General features: G+C 22.0%; 19 protein-coding genes. 8 read left to right on the top strand and 11 right to left on the bottom strand.

Annotated elements, in window-relative coordinates; translation table 4 throughout:
- Nucleotide 1 precedes the first annotated feature (1 nt).
- Genes AACL03_RS06605 through thiI form a run of 3 tightly spaced genes read left to right on the top strand, consistent with a single transcriptional unit; the run spans nt 2 to nt 3,719 of the window.
- Nucleotides 2-784, top strand: coding sequence for a type III pantothenate kinase (locus AACL03_RS06605; protein WP_339039891.1), 783 nt, complete (start codon nt 2-4; stop codon nt 782-784).
- Nucleotides 785-828: 44 nt separating this feature from the next.
- On the top strand, nt 829-2,523 hold the full coding sequence (locus AACL03_RS06600) for a hypothetical protein (RefSeq protein WP_339039890.1): 1,695 nt from the start codon (nt 829-831) through the stop codon (nt 2,521-2,523).
- 23 nt (nt 2,524-2,546) lie between these two features.
- On the top strand, nt 2,547-3,719 hold the full coding sequence (thiI, locus tag AACL03_RS06595; protein ID WP_339039889.1) for a tRNA uracil 4-sulfurtransferase ThiI: 1,173 nt from the start codon (nt 2,547-2,549) through the stop codon (nt 3,717-3,719).
- 105 nt (nt 3,720-3,824) lie between these two features.
- Here the strand turns inward: thiI and AACL03_RS06590 are convergent, their stop codons facing one another.
- A complete protein-coding gene (locus tag AACL03_RS06590; RefSeq protein WP_339039888.1) occupies nt 3,825-4,481 on the bottom strand; it encodes an ankyrin repeat domain-containing protein in 657 nt (218 codons plus the stop codon).
- A 366-nt stretch (nt 4,482-4,847) separates the two neighbouring features.
- On the opposite strand from AACL03_RS06590, the gene AACL03_RS06585 reads away from it, so the two are divergent.
- Entirely contained in the window at nt 4,848-7,916 is a 3,069-nt protein-coding gene (locus tag AACL03_RS06585) for a DNA polymerase III subunit alpha (protein ID WP_339039887.1), read from the top strand.
- Nucleotides 7,917-8,013: 97 nt separating this feature from the next.
- On the opposite strand, the gene AACL03_RS06580 is transcribed toward AACL03_RS06585, so the two are convergent.
- Both AACL03_RS06580 and AACL03_RS06575 read right to left on the bottom strand, forming a co-directional pair.
- Complete coding sequence (locus AACL03_RS06580) at nt 8,014-8,481, bottom strand: hypothetical protein (RefSeq protein ID WP_339039886.1); 468 nt, start codon at nt 8,479-8,481, stop codon at nt 8,014-8,016.
- A 100-nt stretch (nt 8,482-8,581) separates the two neighbouring features.
- Complete coding sequence (locus AACL03_RS06575; RefSeq protein WP_339039885.1) at nt 8,582-9,511, bottom strand: hypothetical protein; 930 nt, start codon at nt 9,509-9,511, stop codon at nt 8,582-8,584.
- 414 nt (nt 9,512-9,925) lie between these two features.
- Here AACL03_RS06575 and AACL03_RS06570 point away from each other — a divergent pair, with 414 nt between their 5' ends.
- Nucleotides 9,926-10,864, top strand: a complete 939-nt coding sequence (locus tag AACL03_RS06570) for a hypothetical protein (protein ID WP_339039884.1) — start codon at nt 9,926-9,928, stop codon at nt 10,862-10,864.
- A 95-nt stretch (nt 10,865-10,959) separates the two neighbouring features.
- Here AACL03_RS06570 and udk read toward each other — a convergent pair whose 3' ends face one another.
- The 5 genes from udk to AACL03_RS06545 form a co-directional block, all read right to left on the bottom strand.
- Nucleotides 10,960-11,583 carry a uridine kinase gene (gene udk / locus AACL03_RS06565; RefSeq protein WP_174481256.1) on the bottom strand — a complete coding sequence of 208 codons (624 nt, stop codon included), beginning with the start codon at nt 11,581-11,583 and terminating at the stop codon, nt 10,960-10,962.
- Between the two features lie 16 nt (nt 11,584-11,599).
- A complete protein-coding gene (gene ruvX, locus AACL03_RS06560; RefSeq protein ID WP_174481257.1) occupies nt 11,600-12,025 on the bottom strand; it encodes a Holliday junction resolvase RuvX in 426 nt (141 codons plus the stop codon).
- 98 nt (nt 12,026-12,123) lie between these two features.
- The gene (locus tag AACL03_RS06555; RefSeq protein ID WP_338957646.1) at nt 12,124-12,285 is read right to left on the bottom strand and encodes a hypothetical protein; all 162 of its coding nucleotides are present in this window, start codon (nt 12,283-12,285) and stop codon (nt 12,124-12,126) included.
- Nucleotides 12,286-12,407: 122 nt separating this feature from the next.
- Entirely contained in the window at nt 12,408-13,421 is a 1,014-nt protein-coding gene (locus AACL03_RS06550; RefSeq protein WP_339039883.1) for a hypothetical protein, read from the bottom strand.
- 222 nt (nt 13,422-13,643) lie between these two features.
- Nucleotides 13,644-13,949: a hypothetical protein gene (locus AACL03_RS06545; protein WP_339039882.1), complete on the bottom strand. Its 306-nt coding sequence runs from the start codon at nt 13,947-13,949 to the stop codon at nt 13,644-13,646.
- A 116-nt stretch (nt 13,950-14,065) separates the two neighbouring features.
- Between AACL03_RS06545 and AACL03_RS06540 the strand changes: the two genes are divergently transcribed.
- Entirely contained in the window at nt 14,066-15,016 is a 951-nt protein-coding gene (locus AACL03_RS06540; protein WP_339038665.1) for an IS30 family transposase, read from the top strand.
- 12 nt (nt 15,017-15,028) lie between these two features.
- Here the strand turns inward: AACL03_RS06540 and AACL03_RS06535 are convergent, their stop codons facing one another.
- On the bottom strand, nt 15,029-15,463 hold the full coding sequence (locus tag AACL03_RS06535; RefSeq protein WP_339039881.1) for a hypothetical protein: 435 nt from the start codon (nt 15,461-15,463) through the stop codon (nt 15,029-15,031).
- A gap of 386 nt (nt 15,464-15,849) precedes the next feature.
- On the opposite strand from AACL03_RS06535, the gene AACL03_RS06530 reads away from it, so the two are divergent.
- On the top strand, nt 15,850-17,094 hold the full coding sequence (locus tag AACL03_RS06530; protein ID WP_339038837.1) for an ISNCY family transposase: 1,245 nt from the start codon (nt 15,850-15,852) through the stop codon (nt 17,092-17,094).
- Between the two features lie 140 nt (nt 17,095-17,234).
- Here the strand turns inward: AACL03_RS06530 and AACL03_RS06525 are convergent, their stop codons facing one another.
- Together AACL03_RS06525 and AACL03_RS06520 are read right to left on the bottom strand one after the other, a co-directional pair.
- A complete protein-coding gene (locus tag AACL03_RS06525) occupies nt 17,235-17,726 on the bottom strand; it encodes a hypothetical protein (RefSeq protein ID WP_338980346.1) in 492 nt (163 codons plus the stop codon).
- Nucleotides 17,727-17,758: 32 nt separating this feature from the next.
- Nucleotides 17,759-18,619, bottom strand: coding sequence for a hypothetical protein (locus AACL03_RS06520; protein WP_339038780.1), 861 nt, complete (start codon nt 18,617-18,619; stop codon nt 17,759-17,761).
- A 616-nt stretch (nt 18,620-19,235) separates the two neighbouring features.
- Between AACL03_RS06520 and plsX the strand changes: the two genes are divergently transcribed.
- Nucleotides 19,236-20,264, top strand: a complete 1,029-nt coding sequence (gene plsX / locus AACL03_RS06515) for a phosphate acyltransferase PlsX (RefSeq protein WP_174481261.1) — start codon at nt 19,236-19,238, stop codon at nt 20,262-20,264.
- The last annotated feature ends 14 nt before the right edge of the window (nt 20,265-20,278 follow it).

The raw sequence follows: 20,278 nt of genomic DNA, 5'->3' as shown, positions 1-20,278 counted from the left end.
AATGAAAAGTTTGTTATTAGTAGATATTGGTAATACATTAATTAAGATTGCTATGATTATAACAACAAATGATAGTGAAATTATTGAACAATGAGCAGTAATAGAAACCAAAAGTAAAACTGCAATTGTTCAATTGAAAAAAGCATTTAAATTAAATAAAAAATTACATTTTGAAGAAGCTGTTATTAGTTGTGTTGTTCCAAATTTTTTAATAATAATAGAAAAATTAATTGTTTTTACATATAATTTAAAACCGTTAATTGTTGATTTTAATTTACTAAGTTCTTTACCTTTAAAACTTAATTTAGAAAATCGTCAATTAGGTAGTGATTTGATAGCATTATCATATGCTGCTTATACTAAGTATCACAATGCGATAGTTGTTAGTTTGGGAACTGCTACTACCTATAGTGTTGTTGTTAATGATGTTTTGGTTGGTGTTATTATTGGACCTGGATTTAGTACAAGTAAAGATGCATTGATTGATAATGCTGCTTTACTTGTTGATTTTGAAATGCAACATTATCAATCAATGTTAGGTAAAAATACTAATCATGCTTTATCAATTGGTTATGGTTATGGTTTTAGTGCAATGATTAATAGTATAGTTGCTAGAATTCAAAATGAAACAAATATTAGTTTACCTGTAATTTTAACAGGAGGTAGTGTACCAATTTTAAAATCTTATTTTGATTTTTCTTATATTTATGAACCACAAATGTTATTTTTAGGTTTAGTTGATATTATTAAATATTTTAGAAGTAATAATAAAATAAAAGATTAATATCTTTTAATATATTTAAAATATAAGGAAAGGAGAATAAAACTATGTTGATGTTAATAAAAATTTATAAATTAACTAGTGCACAAATTATTATAATAACTATTATTAGTTTATTAATTTTTACTATTATCGTTTTAACAAGTTTATTAGTAATTTTTAGTTCATATAAAAATAAACAATTTATGGTTTATAAAAATTTGCAATATATTCAAAATATTAATATTAAAGAAAGATTAAATCGTATTAATCAAATGGTACAAGCAAATGAACAATATAGTTCTATTTTAGGGATTTGAATTAGTCGTTATAATCTTTTTTTAAAAAAAGATTTAAATAAGGTTTTTAAAAAATATATTCAAATTTTAAAATTACAAAATAATAAAGAATTATGAAAAAGATATAAATTAATGTATAGAATGCATAATAAAAGTAATAATTTAAAAAATCAATTGCAGTTATTAACAATTGAAATAGATTATTTTATTAGTATTGATCAATTATTACGAGAATATCAATTATTTTTTAAACAAAATTTTAATTATTTACAAGATCAAATGATCAAGATTAATTTACAAAATGATCTTAATCGAGAACAATTAGATGAAGTTATTAAAATAATTAATGATATGTTTAAAGAATTAGAAACAAATATTAATGCTATTAATGTTAGTCAAATTATTACTATTTTAAGTGAGATTGCGATTGCTGTTGTAACATTGGCAGAAATTTTAGATAATTTACCAACACTTCGTTATATTATAACATATGAAATTAAACAAAAAATGGCGGCCTTAAAAAATAAATATCAAATGATAAAAATAAATAATACTTTACTTTTACAATACGAACAATTAGTAGCAAACGTTGATGAAAAGTTAAGTTTTATTAATAAACAAATTAATAATTTACAATACAAAAAAGCTAAGGTTAACACTCAAGAAATATTAAAATTAATTGCCACTTTTAGTAATAAAATTGATAAAGAACAAATATTTTATAATATTTTTAAACAAAATTATGAAAAATTTTTAGTTATGAGTTTTAATTTTAATGAAATATTTGAAACTATTAAAAATGAAATTGCTCTTTCAAATAAAATTAATTCTAAAATGATAGAAAATAGCAAAATAACTAACTTAGAAACTATTATTAATAAACAACTTGCTACTGTTAATGATTTTGATAATTTATTAATCATAGAACATCAAAAATCAATAAAAAATACTAGTTATGAAACATTAGTGATGTTATTAGCGGCGTTATTTGAAAATAGTATTGTTGTTTTTAATAGTTTAAAAGAGTATAATAAATTGTTGAATGAACAAAATAAAGCAAAAATTAAATTTAAAACTTATGTTGATAAAATCAATTCAATGATGTTACAAATTGATAATATTTTAAATAATATTAATTTTTATTATTTAAATGAAATTTATAAAGAAAAGTTTAGTGATTTACAATATTTAATAAATGATACTATTTTAAATTTTAAAAATGGAAATTATGATAATTCTTCTTTTAGTAAATTTAATGATTTACAAAATAAAATTTTTCATCTTTATACTGAATTAAAAATGGAAATTACTATTCATAAATTATCACATTTAACTCTTGTTTATGCTAATCGTCATTGTTCAATTAATCAGCAACTTAATAGTAAATTTAATGAAATTGAAAATAATATCACTAATAATCATAATCAAAAAGCATTAACATTATTATTGGAATTAATGGAATAAATTTTAAAAAAGAGGAAATTTAAATGGTACCAATTATTATTATTCGTTATGGTGAATTAACAACTAAAAGTAAAAATCGGATTGATTTTATTAAACAATTAAAAATAAATATTAAGTATGCTCTTAGTGATTATAAACAAATAAATATTATTCATTTTCATGATCGGATGGAACTAACTAATTTATCTCTTGACGTAATGAATGATGTTATTAATATTTTGGTGAAAATATTTGGTATTAGTTCATTATCACCTGCTTTTAGAATTGCTAAAAATATGGAAATATTATCAGAAAAAGTAATATCATTAATTTTAAGTCAAGATCTAACAAATTTTAAAACATTTAAACTTTTTGTTAGTCGTAGTGATAAGAGTTTTTCATTAAATTCAGAACAAATAGTTAAAATTATAGCTTCTATAATTTTAAAAAAAACAGATTTAAAAGTTAATGTTACTAATCCTGATTTAAAAATAAATATCAAAGTTAATAAGGATGATATTTATTTATTTGCAAATAAAATTATTGGTGCTGGTGGATTTCCAGTAGGTAGTTCAGGGAAAGTGTTATTATTATTGAGCGGTGGTATTGATTCCCCTGTAGCAGCATATAAATTAATGAAACGAGGATTACAAGTTCAATATTTACATTTTGCTACTCCACCTTTTACTTTACCAACAGCATTAAAAAAAGTAGAAACTTTAGTTCAAATTTTAGCACCTTATAATGCTGGTAGTAAAAATTTATATATTTGCAATTTTATTTACTTGCAAAATGAATTAAGTCATATTAAGAAAGAAAGTTATCGTATTACTTTAATGCGTAGAATGTTTATTAGAATTGCTAGTTTATTTGCAGAAAAATATAAAATTCAAGCATTAGCAACCGGTGAAGCGATTGGTCAGGTTGCTTCACAAACATTAGCAAGTATTAATGCTATTAATATTGTTAGCAATTTACCAATTTTGCGTAGTTTAATTGCCGAAGATAAAGTTGATATTATTAATCTTGCTAAAAAAATTGGTACTTATGAAACATCAATTTTACCATTCGCTGATTGTTGTTCATTATTTGTTCCCAAAAACCCTGTTACACAACCAAAGATTAAAGAATGTGAACTTTTAGAAAATGATTTAAAGCAAATAATTGATTGAGAACAAATTTTAATAAATAGTTTTAAAGATATTGAAAAAATATAAATAAATTTATTAATAATTTAATAGTTTTAATAAATTACAGTTTATTTACTTTAAATATAAAAAAAGAGTGAAGTTTCACTCTTTTTGTTATTTTTTAATAGTAAACTATAAAATATTACAATAAGTATTTTGATTACTTGTTGAAGTTTGATTTTGTAAATCAATTGCATTTATTTCATTTACTAATAATTTTGTTTTTTCAATTCTTTTATTGATTTCATTTATTTTTTTCTTATCAATTTCTAATTGAGCAAGTTTTAAATTTATTTGTAATTTTTGATATGGATTTGGTTCTCTAAAGTCAATATTGGTTGTAACATTAAGAATAGTAGGTAATCCAAATTTATATCGTTGCTTTATTTCTTGTTCATAAATTTCATAGGCTAATCTTTCAACTATTTTTGGGTGTTTGTTTTTAGCAGCTATTGTTAAAGCTGTATCACCATTTTCAATGGTATCTAGTAAAAGATTAGCATAGTTATAATAACCATTTGTTTTTAAATATTTGGCTATAATTATTTGTCCATTAATATTATTTAATATTCAAGGATCAGGTCTATTTTTAACTACATGATAAATATTAACACCATTATCTATTAAGATGTTAACTACATCTAAATGACCATTTTGCGCTGCTCATATTAAAGCGGTTATATCATCGCATATATAATTAACATTGCCACCATTTTTAATTATTTTTTTAATTACTTGTAGATCACCGATTTTAGCAGCTTTTATTAAATTAATATTTTGAATATCCATTTTTTTCTCCTTATTTGATTAAAAATAACAAACTCACTTACTTTAAAATGAAGTAATAAGTTGAAAACTTGTATTAAGTTTATGCAGATTTTAACATATTATTGGTTTTAATATGTAAAAAAATATATTAAAATTTTTCCCAAATTATTAATTATTAATTATTGAAAAAAATAATGTTTATTTTTTCTTTTTTAATATAAATTTTAGAAATAAAATTTATTTTTTTATTTTATTTCTAAAAAAGTTGATTTTAAGTGTTTTAAATAGTTTTGTATTAAAAACAATAACTTAAGAATAACCTAGCAAGATAAAATGATGTTAAAATTAACTTGTAATATAAGTCATTCAAGAATTGTAGGGGATAGTATGAAATATATAGTTAATTTAAATGTTCGTTCTAATTATTCATTTCTTTCATCAACTATTAAAATAAGTGATTATATTGAATTTGCTAAAAAAAATAATTTAAAAGTTCTATCTTTAGTAGATAAAAATATAATGTATGGTGCTTATGAATTTTGTAATTTATGTATAGAGAATGATATTAAACCATTAATTGGTTTAAATTGTGTTTGAGAAAGTGCTACTGATAAAGTTGAATTAACTATTATGGCAACTTCATATGCTGGTTATCAAAGATTAATAGAGCTTTCTACTATTATTAGTACTAATAATAATATTGTTACTACTAATGATGTAAAAAAATATCTTAATCAAACACGTGAAGTTTTAGTTATTATTCATGCTAATAATAAAAATATTAGATATATTAAAAATAATTATGATATTTTAAATTCAACAGGTCATGAATTAGTTTATTTTGGTTTAGTACCTAGTGATATGGATAATATTACTTTATTAAAATCGATTACATCTAATATTATTCCAATTGATTTGGTTTTATATTTAGATGAAAAACAACATCGTACTTATCAAATTTTACAAGCTATTAAAGAACAAAAAACATTAAAATCAGAAGATTTATCAAAAAGTAATGAGTTTTTATATAAAACTAAACAAGATTTAATGCAACATTATCCAAATGAAATTATTGAAAATATTGAAAAGGTTATTTGATTATGTAATTTAAAATTTCCTAAAAATAAGCCAAATAGTGCAGAATTAAGTTTACCAAAATTTACTTGCCCTAATAATCTTACTAGTAATTTATATTTGCAAGAATTATGTAAGCAGGGATTAGAAGCGCATTTTCAAAGTCGTGAAATTCCTGAAACATACGTTAAAAGAGTTTTATATGAATTACAAGTAATTAATGAAATGGGTTTTGCTGATTATTTTTTAATTGTTAATGATTATGTTAAATTTGCAAAAAGCAAGAATATAATGGTTGGACCAGGTAGAGGAAGTGTTGCTGGTAGTTTAGTGGCATATGTTTTAGGAATTACTGGTGTTGATCCTATTGCTTATAATTTAATTTTTGAAAGATTTTTAAATCCAGAACGAATATCATTACCAGACATTGATATCGATTTTGAAGATACAAGAAGAGATGAAGTTATTAATTATATTCATCAAAAATATGGCAAAGAACATGTTGCATATATTGTTACTTTTCAAACAATTGCTAGTAAAATGGCAATTCGTGATTTGGGAAGAGTTTTTCAAGTTAATATTGAAGATATTAATGAAATGACAAAATTAATACCAATTCAATATAATTTTGAAATAGATATGGCTATTAAACAATCACCAAAATTAGCATGATATGCAAATAAGTATCCTTTATTGTTTATTTTAACCAAAGAAATTCTTGGTTTTCCACGACAAACTAGTACTCATGCAGCAGGAATCGTTATTACAAGAGCACCGTTAGTTACTGCTATTCCATTACAATTAGGATTTCAAGGTATTTATCAAACGCAATTTCCAATGCAAACCCTAGAAACTCTTGGTTTGATAAAAATGGATATTTTAGGATTACGTAATTTAACTATTTTGCAAAATATTTTACAACAAGTAAGCAAACATTATTTTTTAAATTTAAAATTATCTCAAATTCCTTTAAATGATGAAAAAAGTTTTAACATTATTAAAAATGGTGATACAACCGGTATTTTTCAATTGGAATCTTCAGGAATGCGTCAAATTTTAATTAAAATGAAAGTTGATAACTTAGAAGATATTATTGCTAGTTCTTCTTTATTTCGTCCTGGACCACAAGAGTACATTCAAGATTATATTAATCGTAAATTAGGAAAACAAAAAGTTACGTATATTCATGAAGATTTAAAACCTTATTTAGCATCAACTTATGGCATTATTATTTATCAAGAACAAATATTATTAATTTTACAGAAAGTTGCTGGTTATTCATTAGGAAAAGCTGATTTAATTCGTCGTGCAATTAGTAAAAAAGATACTATAGTTATGAAAGAACAAGCAAACTCATTTATTAAAAGTGCTGTTAATAGAGGTTATTCACTAAGAGTTGTTAAGAAAATATGAGAAGATATTGAAAAATTTGCTGGTTATGGATTTAATCGATCTCATGCTGTCGCTTATTCATTAATTAGTTATTATTTAGTTTATTTAAAAGCAAATTATCCATTGGCATTTATGGTGTCGTTATTAAGTAGCGTTATTGGTAATGATCAAAAAATGTTACAATATTTGAATGAATGTCAAAAATATCAAATTAAAGTTTTACCACCATCAATTCAATTTTCTGACATTGATTTTTTAATTGATGGTGCTAAAAAAGCTATTCGTTATAGTTTACAAGCAATTAAGCAAATGAGTCAAGGTAGTTGTAGTAATCTTATTAAAGAACGTACTAGTAATGGATTTTTTCAAGATTTTTTTAACTTTTGTGCTCGAGCAATATTTATTGGTTTGAATCGTAAAAACATTGAACATTTAATTGCTGCTGGTGCTTTAGATGATATTCAACCAAATCGAACAATGTTATTATTAAACTTGGATGCTGCATTAGAATATGCCAATATGGTGCAGGTAAAAAATGAAACTAGTGGCGAATTATCATTAAATTTTAATTTAATTGCTAAACCAATTATGTTACAAAGAGAAGATGATTGAAATAATAATAGTATTAATGAACATCGTGCATTAGGACTTTATTTAAAATATAATCCTAAATTACTATGAAAAGAGCAATTAGATCCTCATAATAAAGCTATTGATTTAGCATATATTAATAATTATGTTGATCAACATGTTAGAGTATATGGAGTTATCAATAATATTAGAGTAATTAAAACTAAAACTAAAAAATTAATGGCTTTTTTTGAAATGCAAAATGATAGTAATGTTATTGAAGTAACGGTTTTTGAAAAGTTATATCAAATATACCAAGAATATTTACAAGTTAATAAAGTAATTTTAATGGAAGGAAAGGTAGAAATTTATAATGATAATATTCAGTTAATTTTATCAAGAGTAATTAAAAATTTATAGTAAGCATATAATTTTATCTATGCTTACTATATTAAATAATAAATATAATCAATAGTTTTTAAATTTCTTACTTTAATTTCTAATAATAAATAAAAAATTAATGAACATAGTAATTATTAATAATTTCACAATTTTCAATAGCATCTCAAAAGTTATTATCTACTTTTTTTATTTTTAAATAAATATTTAAAAAGATTAGTAATATAGTTATAAATAATAAAATTGGACTTAAAATTATAGCAAAAACAATTCCAATTTTTAGTTGTACTAATGATTTAAGATTATAGTTTTCAACAATATTTTGGAAGAGGTAATGTTTACAAAAATATAATTTATTATTAGTTAACATATAAATTAAACCATGTTCTTTTATTAAATTAAAACCATTTTCTTTTGTTATTATTTCTTGTTTTCGATAATGATTATAGAAAGAAGGAATATATTTTATATCATTTTTTATGTTAAAAAAATCTATTAGGGTTAAAAAAGTAAATATAACCAAAATAGTTAAAATCAATAGTGATAGTGTTATTAAATTTATTTTTTTAAGTTTCTGAATTTTCATTTCTAAAAATCTCCTTATATTTTATTTATAGGTTAATTTTATTTTGTTAGGAAAGTATTATAATATATTTTTTATTAAATAAAATTAAATTATGAAATATTTATATATAATATTTTAATAATGATTTGCTATTATTTTTTTGTTTTTTTGTTATATTATAAGTAGTAATATTTATTACCAATATACGTTGCTCTACTAAACCTAGTCTATAGTGTGATATTCTAATTTCTCTCATATAATTTTCTAATTTATAAAAAGTTGAACTTTTATTTGAATCTGTCGGTTCTTGATCTGTAACTCAAGGATCTATTTTAAATTTTGCTTCCATAGTTTTTTCAAGAAATGCAAAATATTCCTTGTATGCTTCAACATATTCCTTACCATATCTTTCTTTATCATTAGCAACTTTAATTTTTTTAATAATTTTTTCTAATCTTTCTTCTTCAGTATCAACTTTTGTAATTATAATATTTACTTTTCCTGTATATTTACTGTCAGTTTTAGCATTTAGTTCTGCTGAACCAGCAGTTGCTTCAGATGCTGCTTTGAAGTTTTTAATTTCAACATCATTGGCAGTTACATCTTTATTTTGTTTAATGATTTCATCAAGAACTGCTTTTTCAGTATTAAATTTGTTACCGTCAACTTCTTTGTTAGTAATTTTACTGTCTAAAGCGATTTTGTCTTTTGCAGTAATTGTAATATTTACTTGTCCTGTATATTTACTGTCAGCTTTAGCATGTAGTTCTGCTGAACCATTTTTAATTTCTGATGCAGTAATAAAGTTTTTAATTTCAACATGTTCAGATGTTATTTCTTCATTTAAACGAATAATTTCATTAAGAACTGTTTCTTCGGTATTAAATTTGTTACCGTCAACTTCTAACTTAGTAATGATAGAACTTAATTCTTTTTTTGCTTCTGATTTTGTGCTTTTTGTAGCGACAACAGCTATTGTTGTTGCTGCTGCAACGACAACTAATATACCAGTTGCAATTAATATTTTTTTATAATTTAGTTTTCTTTTCATATTTAACCACTCCAACGTGTTATTTTATCATTTTTGCTAACTTAATGTCAAATCACAACAATTGATTGAAGAAATATTGATGACTATTATTGATTATTTGTATTTGTATTTTTATTAAAATTTGACTTATAGAAAATAAATAAATAAATATAATTATTTTTATAAAATTTATAGAATTTTTTGACTGATACTTTAATTTTTAAAGTAAACAAGGTTTAACTCAAATAATGTGAAATATAAAAATATAATGGATAATAAAAAATAAAAAACTACTAATTATTTTTCTTTTATAGTAAGTTCTAGTAAGCATGTGATATCGTTTATCGATTTTAGTTACTAGAATTATTGATATGTAGTTAAAAGAAGAAATAATAAAAATAACTATTTTAAAAAAAGAATGAAGAGGACAATATAATGAAAAAAATATATGATAATTATCAAGATACTAACTTTAATTATAAAAATATAATATCAACAAAAAATGTAAAACAAACACAGGATGACAATGGTAATTTGTATTATACAACTTTTGATAGTTCTGATCTTCATATACCTGGACAAAAAATTTGAAAATATAATATAAGTACCAGAGATAATGAAATTTATTGAGAAAATAAAGAATTCAAAGTAGGTTCTTTTCACATGATAATTGATATTAAAGGTAATATTTATTTAACTTCTGCTGGTGGAGTAATAATTCTTAATAATAAAAATAAATTTAAAACTATGCCATTAGTTTCGGGTATGGTAACTGATATTACTTATTTAAAAAATAATATTTATGTAACAACTTTTGATGGTTTTTATAAATATAATATTAATACTGAAATTGCTGAAAAAATAAATTTACCAAACAATCTAATGGTTAATTTTATATTTATTGATAAAAACGAAAACATTTATCTTGCTATTTATAAATCTATAAATAAACCTATAAGTTATAGTGTGTTAATTATAAAAAAAGGTCAATCTGAAGCCAAACCAATAATTGGAAATGATTTTTTTAACATTAACGATACAGTATTAATAACAGAAATAAATAGTAAAATATATTTTTATAGTTTAAATTTAGCAAGTAAAAAAGCAAAATTATATTATAGTGATTTAGATAGTAATAAAGTAAATTATGTATTAGATTTATCAATTAATGTTCAAACATTATTTAATTTAAATAATGAACTTGGTTTAGTAACACATGAAAATGGAAATACAGTAATTGAAGTTTTAAATATTGATAGTATAGAAAAAAAATATGAAATAAAAAATAGTGTTTATGAGCAAATAATGCAAATACAGAAATTTAATATTTTATCTCTTTTAAATGAAAATAAAATTGATTATTTAAGTTGATAATCTTCTTGTTAACTTAAAAAACAATAAAAAACAATTTAAAAATGCATCTTTAAGATGCATTTTATTGTTATTTTAAAAATTAAAGCTTAAAGCAATTATTTAATAATTGCTTTAATTTTAGTAGCAATAATATCAATAGCTACAGTATTATGAAAATCAAAAGGAATAATAATATCAGCATAACGTTTAGTTGGTTCAACAAAAGCATCATGCATAGGTTTAACAGTTAATGCATATTGTTGTAAAACACTGTCAAGAGTACGATTTCTAAAACTAACATCTCGTTTAATTCTTCTTAGTAGTCTAGTATCACTATCAGTATCAACAAAAATTTTGATAGTAGATAATTCACGAATAATAGGATTTTCTAAAGCAAAAATACCATCCAGAATGATAACATCACCCGGACCAATAATCTCAGTGTTTTTACTGCGACTATTGATTTTAAAATCATAAATAGGCTCTTCAATAGCATTGCCAAGTAATAATTGTTCTAAATCATGAATTAATAATTTCATATCAATAGCATTAGGATGATCAAAATTAGTTTTTTTTCTTTCTTCAACTTTTAAGTTACTAAGGTCATGATAATAATTATCCATTTGTACAAAAATGACATTTTTTTTATTACAAGCTTCAGCAATTTTTTCTGCTACTGTTGTTTTTCCTGAAGCACTGCCGCCAGCGATAGCGATTAAATTAATTTTTTTATATTTCACATTTATCTCCTAAAATTTAAGATTGAGTTATTTTATCAAAGTATGATTGTAAAATAATAGCAGCAGCCAATTGATCTTTAACTTGTTTTCTTTTATTTGAAGAAACATTAGATTTAATTAATATTTGCTGCGAAGAATAGGTAGTTCTTCTTTCATCTTGTAAAACAATATTTAGTTTATCATTATTTTGTGTTAATTTAAATTTATCAATAAAATTTAAAACAATTTTTGCGCTGGGGCCGACTGTGCTATCCATGTTTAAAGGGTAACCAAAAACAAGAATATCAGCATCATATTCTTTAATAGCATTTTGGAGTTGGATAATAGCATTATTAAAATCATGCTCTGGGAAACGAATAGTTTTTCAAGAAAAAGCAATTTTTCCTTCACCACGAGCAAGCCCTAATGTTTTACTACCTAAATCAATGCCTAAATATTTCATAAATTTATTATACTTAATATTTTTTTTAATTTTAATAATATATTAATTTTATAAAAAAATATTTTTTATATTGTAACTATAATAAAAATGTATTATGTCTATAAATTTTTATCTTTTTTATATTGTTTTTTTTCTTCTGCAATTCTTTTTCTTTCTTTTTCAGCTTCTTCAATTCTTTTTTTTAATCTTTCTTCTTCAAATTGTTTTTTATTTTCTGCATCTTGTTTTCTTAACTTTTCAATTTCCTTATCTTTATCCATAATAAAAAGTTCCTCTTTTCTAATGTTAAACTTTGGATTATTTTTTTCTTTTTTTTAAAAATATCCATAAATTAGTATAAATATTTTTTAAAAAAAAATATATTTTTAAGTTATATTATGAATTAAGCAAATAAAATCATTTTTTTGTTTAATAATGGAAATTGTTCTGAATCATAATCAGTGCTATTTATTAACTTTGGATCAATTTTTTTTGTATTTGAATATATTACTTTATAAGTCTTATTTACTTCATTTATGCTGTCTTGTATTTTTATTACTTCTGATTTATTAAAAATTGGAATATTACTATTGTTTTCTAGTTCTATTAATTTTTCTTCTAGTAAACTTATGTTTGGTTTATGAAAATATCTAATTTTTTTTATTAAAGTTTCAAAATTAAAAATTTTATAAAAATTTGAAATAGAAAGAGAAATCATTTGAGAACCTGTTGCTAAGAAAAAAAATAATCATGTTTCTCATTTTTTTAATTTTAATTCAAGTAGGTCATGAGATTTTGTAACTTCATATTTAGTAAGTAGTGTTGTTGTTTTAGTAATATTAGTAAAAACAGCATTGAAAAAAAATAAAAAAATTGCCATTGAAAATTTTCCATAATTTGATTGTTTTGTAATTCAGTTTGAAATTATTTGAGGACAAATATTAGTTTTAATTTTTAATGTTTCTAATCCTCATTTAAATATGGAATTAACTGGTCGTATAGAAAAATAAGTGATTGTATTTGCTAATATAATATTTGGTTTAGTAAAATATTTAATTCAATCACTTATTTTAAAGTTTTCTTGTATAGCATTTGCTATTGCACCTGTCATTATAGAATGTGCCATTAGTCATGTTACTGATTCTAAAAATAAATCAAATAATGAATAATTTATTCTTTCTTTTCATTCTAAAGTATCTAAATTTGATTTTTTTAATTTATTTAAATTATCAATCACTTTGTTTGCCGAAGATGTTAGTTCTTTTATTATAGTATTATCAATAGGCTTCTTTAAACAATTAAAGTCACTAATTTTTTCAACTTCTTTTTTAAAATTTGGATGATATTCAAAATCTGTAGGTTTTGGAAGATTATTAAGTTTTTTTATTAAATTATTAATATGTTTTATTCGTGTCATATTATTTTTTAATTTTACTTCATTTTCTTCATATAAAAGGGTTAAAAATTCATGCTTATATTTTTTAAATGGTTCAATAGGAATTTTTTTAATTTTAAAATCATTTATTGGATTACTTTTTTGACTTTGGATTATATTTAAAATTGTATTTCTTGATCAATCAGCAATTGCTGAGGTAAAAAATGTCGTTAAAATAGTATCAATGAATGTTGTGAAATAGTTTTATTTATTTTGAAATATTCCATAAAGATAATCTTCTGATGTATATTCTTGCTCATCAAAAATATATGTAGAAATTATTCTTTGTGCATTTTTTCCAGTAAATGCAATATAAACTAGTAGTAATCCTAACAATAAATTAGGTAATGTTTTTTTAATTTTGGCACTTATTGAAATATTGCTAGATGAAGTAGGATTATCAATAAGTTTTTGCATATATGTTAAATACTGATATAACTTTAATAAATTATCATAATTAATATTAATACTTAATTCTTGATTAAATGAGGTAATATTTTTTATAAACATATCTATATTATTGCTGAGTTATACTTGTAAGTGCAAGTAAATAAAATTGCAAAAAATTCTCATATAAAAATTTCATAATGCTAAATTTAGTTTAGAAAAAAGTAAGGAGTTTTTATATGAGTTATAAACATCTTGGCATAGATGAAAGAATTTATATTGAGAATCAATTGAAATTTAAATTTAAAATTAGTGAAATAGCTAAAAATCTTAATCGAAGTATTAGTACTATTATTCGAGAAATTAATAGAAATAAAGATAATAATCATTATTTTTCATTAATTGCACAAAATAAAGCTGAAAATCGAAAACAATCACATATTAGTTTTCATAAGTTTAAAAATAAGAATTTAGTAAAATATGTACAACAAAAATTACTATTAGGTTGATCACCTGAACAAATTTATGGCAGAATTAAAAATTTTCATAAAGAATGAGTTATTAGTTTTAAAACAATTTATACTTGAATTTATTTTGGAATGCTTGATAAAGTTACTAGTAAAAATTTAAGAAGAAAAGGTAAAAAACGAAAATCTAAAGAAAATCGTGGCAAGTTTAATGGTAAATCAATTAAAGAACGAGATATAAATGTTAATGATCGTATAACACTTGGTCATTGAGAAGGAGATACTATAGTATCATCACGAGGTAAAAGCAAATCATGTTTAATAACTTTAGTTGAAAGAGTATCACGATTTACTTTAGCAATATTAGTTAAAAACAGAACTACTAAAGTTATTAATAAAAATGTCAGTTATTATTTATCAATTCTTCCTAAAAACATTGTTAAAACTATTACTTTTGATCGTGGCAAAGAATTTTCAAATTGACAACAACTTGAAAAAAATTTAGATGTAAAAATTTATTTTGCCAATCCATATTCACCTTGACAAAGAGGTACTAATGAAAATACTAATGGTTTAATTAGAGAAAAATTTCCTAAAAAATTTATTTTTTCAAAAACTAATAAAAATGAAGTTCATAAATTTATATTGTCTTTAAATCAAAAACCGAGAAAAATACTAAATTATCTTTCACCAATCGAATATTTGGATAGAAAAATAATTTAGTTGCACTTACCTTTACAATTTAGCATTAATAGAATTTATAGTAGCGTTTTCTAAATAATAATAATATTTTAGATTTGATTTTTCGCCTCCTTTAACTTTGATAGGAGAGGAATCTAAAAGTTTATTATTCTTTAGGTCATCTGATAATTTGTCAATGTTTTCATATTTTTTAACGTGTTTATATAATTTATTATTTTTAATTAAAAATATTTCAAAAATAATTTGACTATTTGGAAAGGCAGTTCTTTTAGTTGAATATTTAAAATCATTTTTGTTTTTGTCATAAATTGTCATATAGGATTCATAAATAAGTGAATCAAGTTCATTAGATTTATTTCTAATTTCAGTTTTATATTCTCATTCTCCTTTATTATTTTTTCATTTCTTTGTTTTTCCACCAAACCGATTGTTATTTTTTGTTAATTTTATTTTTTTTAAATTTCTCATTTTTACTCCTTTTTAATTATAAAAGTTTTATTTAATATATATTAATTTATTATTAATAACAGTAGTTATATATTTTAAAAAGGATCATATTACAAGATCCTCAAAAGCAGTAGTATTAATTTTTTTGAATTAGTTTTACTATAACAATTTATAAGTATTTTAAAATCATATCCAAAAAATTACTGTTTATAAGTAAAGTTTTTAGTTGTGTTATTAATTTTTTCCCAATACCTTCTTAGATATATAATAAGAAGTAACTAAATTCTAAAGTTTTTAAAATAAAATACAATAAAAATTATTTTTATGTCATTATTTAGTGATAATTTCCTATTAGTTATCGAGCAAAAATTTCCCAAAAGTAAAGTTAAATATACTTGGTGATAAATATGGAAAGAAGCATGACTATGAAAGAAAAATATAAGTTTAATATTATAAATGACATTATTATTAATAAATTATCTAAACATCAAGCTAAGAATAAACTTAACCTAACTATTAGAAGAATTAACCAATTAATTCAAATTTTCAATAGAGAAGGTAAAGTTGGTTTTATTCATAAATCCCGAAATAAAATTTCTAATAAAACAACAAATTTTGAAATCAAAATTAAGATTATAAATTTATATAAAACCAAATATTATAATTTTAATTTTCAACATTTCCATGAGAAATTAAACAATGAAGAAAAAATTAAAATTTCATATAGTACACTTTATACTATATTAATTAAAGAAAAAATTACTTCACCAAAAAGACATAAAAATAAGAAAAATAACTTGCATCCTACAAGAAACCGAAGAACAAATTTTGGTGAATTAATTCAAATGGATGCAAGTAATCATCATTGATTTGGTAAGGATAAACCAAAAGCTTTTTTACATGCTGCAATTGATGATGCTACAGGCAATATTGTCGGACTATGATTTGATCATCAAGAAACATTAGATGGTTATTATAATGTTTTTTATCAAATTTTAACTAAATATGGCATACCAAAAACATTTTATACTGATAATAGAACAGTTTTTGGATATAAAAAACAAATCGATGCTGGCAAAATAAACACGGAAAATGATACTTATACTCAATTCCAAAAGTCTTGTAATGATTTAGGTGTTGAAATTATTAGAACTTCCATTCCACAAGCTAAGGGTAGAATCGAACGCTTATTTGGAACACTTCAAAGTCGCTTAATTAGTGAACTTAGACTTAATAAAATTAAAAATTTAGAAGAAGCTAATCAATTTCTTAAAATATATATAAGTATTTTTAATAAGCAATTTGCCTTACCTATTGATAATAATAAATCTGCTATGATTAAAGCTCCAAACCAAGAAGAAATAAATATTTATCTTTCAAGATTTTCTAAAAGAAAAACGGATAGTGGTTCAACTATAACATATTATGGTAAAAAGTATTTTCCTTATAAAAATAGCAAAGTTCAATACATACAACCTAGAACTGATGTAATTGTACTTAAATCGTTTATTAATGAGTTATATCTTAGTTATAATCATCAAATATATGAATTAAAAGAAATAGCACCAAAACCAATTATCAAAGAAGAGTTGATAAAAACTAAAAAGGTTTATATACCAAATAAAAACCATCCTTGAAGATATGGATACTAATAATACCAAATTAAAATTAGATAAAATTCTTTTTATAAAAGATTATTTTTGTGAATACTTAACTATATAAAATTTTAAATCGTTTGTCGAGCAGCAAATTTGATGCCTTAAAATTGATTTTAAAGATATAAAAAATAAAATTATACACCACCAATAGCACAAGCACCAGAAGCCATTGTTGTAATACCACCAACAACATTACCAATTATGGGAATAGTATTTAAAGCACCATTAACAATAGTTAATGTGTTTTCACAATTTAAATTTGATTTATTTTCTAGATTTAGAAGTCTGTTGTCAAGTTCATTAACTTGTTTTTTTAAAGTTTCAAAATCTGCTTTGATTCCTTGAATATTTTTGTTTAATTCATCTAACTTTAATTCATGTTCAATTAAAGTTGAAATATAACTTCAATCTCTTATATAACCTTTTATTATTTCTTTTTCTTGTCTTTTTCAATTATATAATGCTTGAGGATTAAATGTTTTAGAATTATTGATTGCTTGTGGTAAAGTAGAATTTCATTCATTTATATGTGCAAATCATTGTTTAACTTTTGAATCATTTGCTATAATATTTGAAATTTCATTAAATTTATCTTGTGTTACATAGGTAAAAGTTGGTTTTGTCAAACCATAAGAATAGGGACTAAAAGTACCAACAATTATTTTTTTTCAAAATAGCCAATAAAGTGTGAGTAATTAGATTTATCCAATAAATAAACTTCTGATAATTTAAAATTATGATATTTTTTCTTTATGGCACTTTTAATTTCGTTATCAACGTTATGATTAATTTTTCCTAAATTAATTTTTATATCTTTATTTCAATCTGGAAAATCATTTTCTAAATTATCAAGACGATTATTTGGATAATATTTCTCATCTTCTGTTATTATTCTTACTGATTCAAAATCAAATCAATTAAATGGTTTTTCATAAAGTACAATTTCTATACGTTCTTTTCTAGAACTATCTGTATATACTTTTTCAATTTTTGAAAAATTATCTCAAATTGTTTTACCTACTTGTTGTATTTCTTTTCATGTTCATGGAAAAATTGCAGTAATTGAAATATCATTAGAATTATATCGTTGCATCATATCCTCTTTAAATTTTTCGCCAAGTTCTCATGCAGGATTATCTTTTCAATAATGATAATCAGCTATTATTCCTTCAAAAGTTTTTGGTGTAAATGAACAAGTTACTTTACCTCAACTACCCCTTATTTCGTTTTTACCATTTAATGTTCTTTTTAATCGATTTCTGTGTTTTTCATGACGATGTTTATTCATATTTATTTTGCTATTTGTTGTTGGGTTGTTAATAATAAAATCTGTTTGATTATTACTTGCAAAATTTAATTGTTGATTTACTAAATCTAAACTAGTCGTATTTTTTCTAACTCAATTTTTAATATTTGAATTATCAATTGACTTACCATTAATACCTTGTATTTTATTATTTAAAAGTGGAGCAGTTAATACTCACAATTTAAATCAATAACTTGGACTAAAATATTTCATAATTTTGTTCTCCTTTGAAAGTAAATATTTTTATATTTACTTTCAAAACAAAGCAACTTTTATTTGTTAAATTTTACTTCTTTTTTATTTTTTTTGATAAATATTTTTGGGAAATTTTCACTCGATATTGACATAAAAATTATTTTTAATTAACTTTATTTTTATTTTTATGAATAATAATCAAATTAATAGTGTTTATTTTATAAATAAAAATAAACACTATTAAATGTTTTAATATTTTTTTTAATTCTTTGATTATTTTTGATTTTAGTAAAATTATGATAAGATATTTTTATATTTATATTAGTTTTTTGCTTTTAAAGTTTTTTTTATTAATAAAATAAATAAAAGGGTTTTGGTCTTTAAAAAAAACTGGTGTAAATAAAAACAATTATTTAGAAAATCAATATCAAAATAATTAGAGATAAATTGTTTTTTAACTTTTTACTAGCAAATAATGAAATATTCATATTTAAAAATAAATAAATAAATGCAGTATTAGTTGGATTGTTAATCTTAAGGAATTAAAAAAATTAACGTATAATTAAACTATCAATAATTATAATATAATATTATTTAAGGTTTCTTAAATTATTTTTTGTTTTTAGGAGGAACTATGAAAATTGCTTTTGATGTAATGGGTTCAGACCATGGTAGTTTGCCCGCTATTGCTGCAGCGTTAGAAGTTATTAAAGAATTCAAAAACGTTGAAATTTGTTTAGTTGGTGATGAAAAACAAATTAATGGAAACTTGCAGATTTTATTAAAAAATAAGCCATTATCATCAAGAATAACAATACTAGCAACAACCCAAGTAATAACTATGAATGATGGTCCACTCGCTGGTATTAGAATGACTGATTCTTCTATGAATCAAGCTATTCAGTTAGTTAAAAATAAAAAAGCAGATGGGATTCTAACTTCGGGTTCAACTGCTGCCTATCTTGGTGCTTGTCATTTTTTATTAGGCGAAATCAAAGGCATTAAACGTCCGGCATTCATGCCAATTATGCCTACTTTAATAAAAGATCGACAAGTAGTATTATTGGATGTTGGAGCAAATATTGAAAACACTGTTGATGAATTAATTAATTTTGCATTAATGGGTCATATTTATTGTCAAACTATTCAAAATATTTCACGTCCTAAAATTGGTTTACTAAATATTGGTATTGAAGAAAGCAAAGGTCCAGAAGTAACTAAAGCAACATATGCTAAACTAAAACAATTAACACAAAAAAATGAAAAGTTAAGTTTTTTAAATTTTCACGGTAATATTGAACCACGAAATGTTTTAAGTGGTGATGTTGATATTATTATTTGTGATGGTTATTCAGGTAATATTGTTTTAAAATCAGTTGAAGGCATGGCATCATTATTATTTACATTAATTAAAAATGGTTATAAAAAAAATTTATGAACTAAATTTTTAGGTTTAATGTCAATTGGTATTTTTAAAAATATTAAAAAGACTTTTGATTATAAGAATACAGGTGGTGCTCAATTAATAGGTATTAATGGCATTGCTTTTAAAGCACATGGATCTAGTGATAAAAAATCTTATTATAGTACTTTAAAACTTTTAATTCGTGCTATTGAGCAAGATGTTACTAATAAAATAGCTAAACAAATTCAAGAATTATAATTTATAAATAAGTA

The organism is Spiroplasma endosymbiont of Andrena trimmerana (genome assembly GCF_964019575.1).
GTDB lineage: Bacteria > Bacillota_I > Bacilli_A > Mycoplasmatales > VBWQ01 > Spiroplasma_E.
Note: the sequence above shows the minus strand (reverse complement) of the source record. Positions and strands in the feature narration are given on the sequence as shown.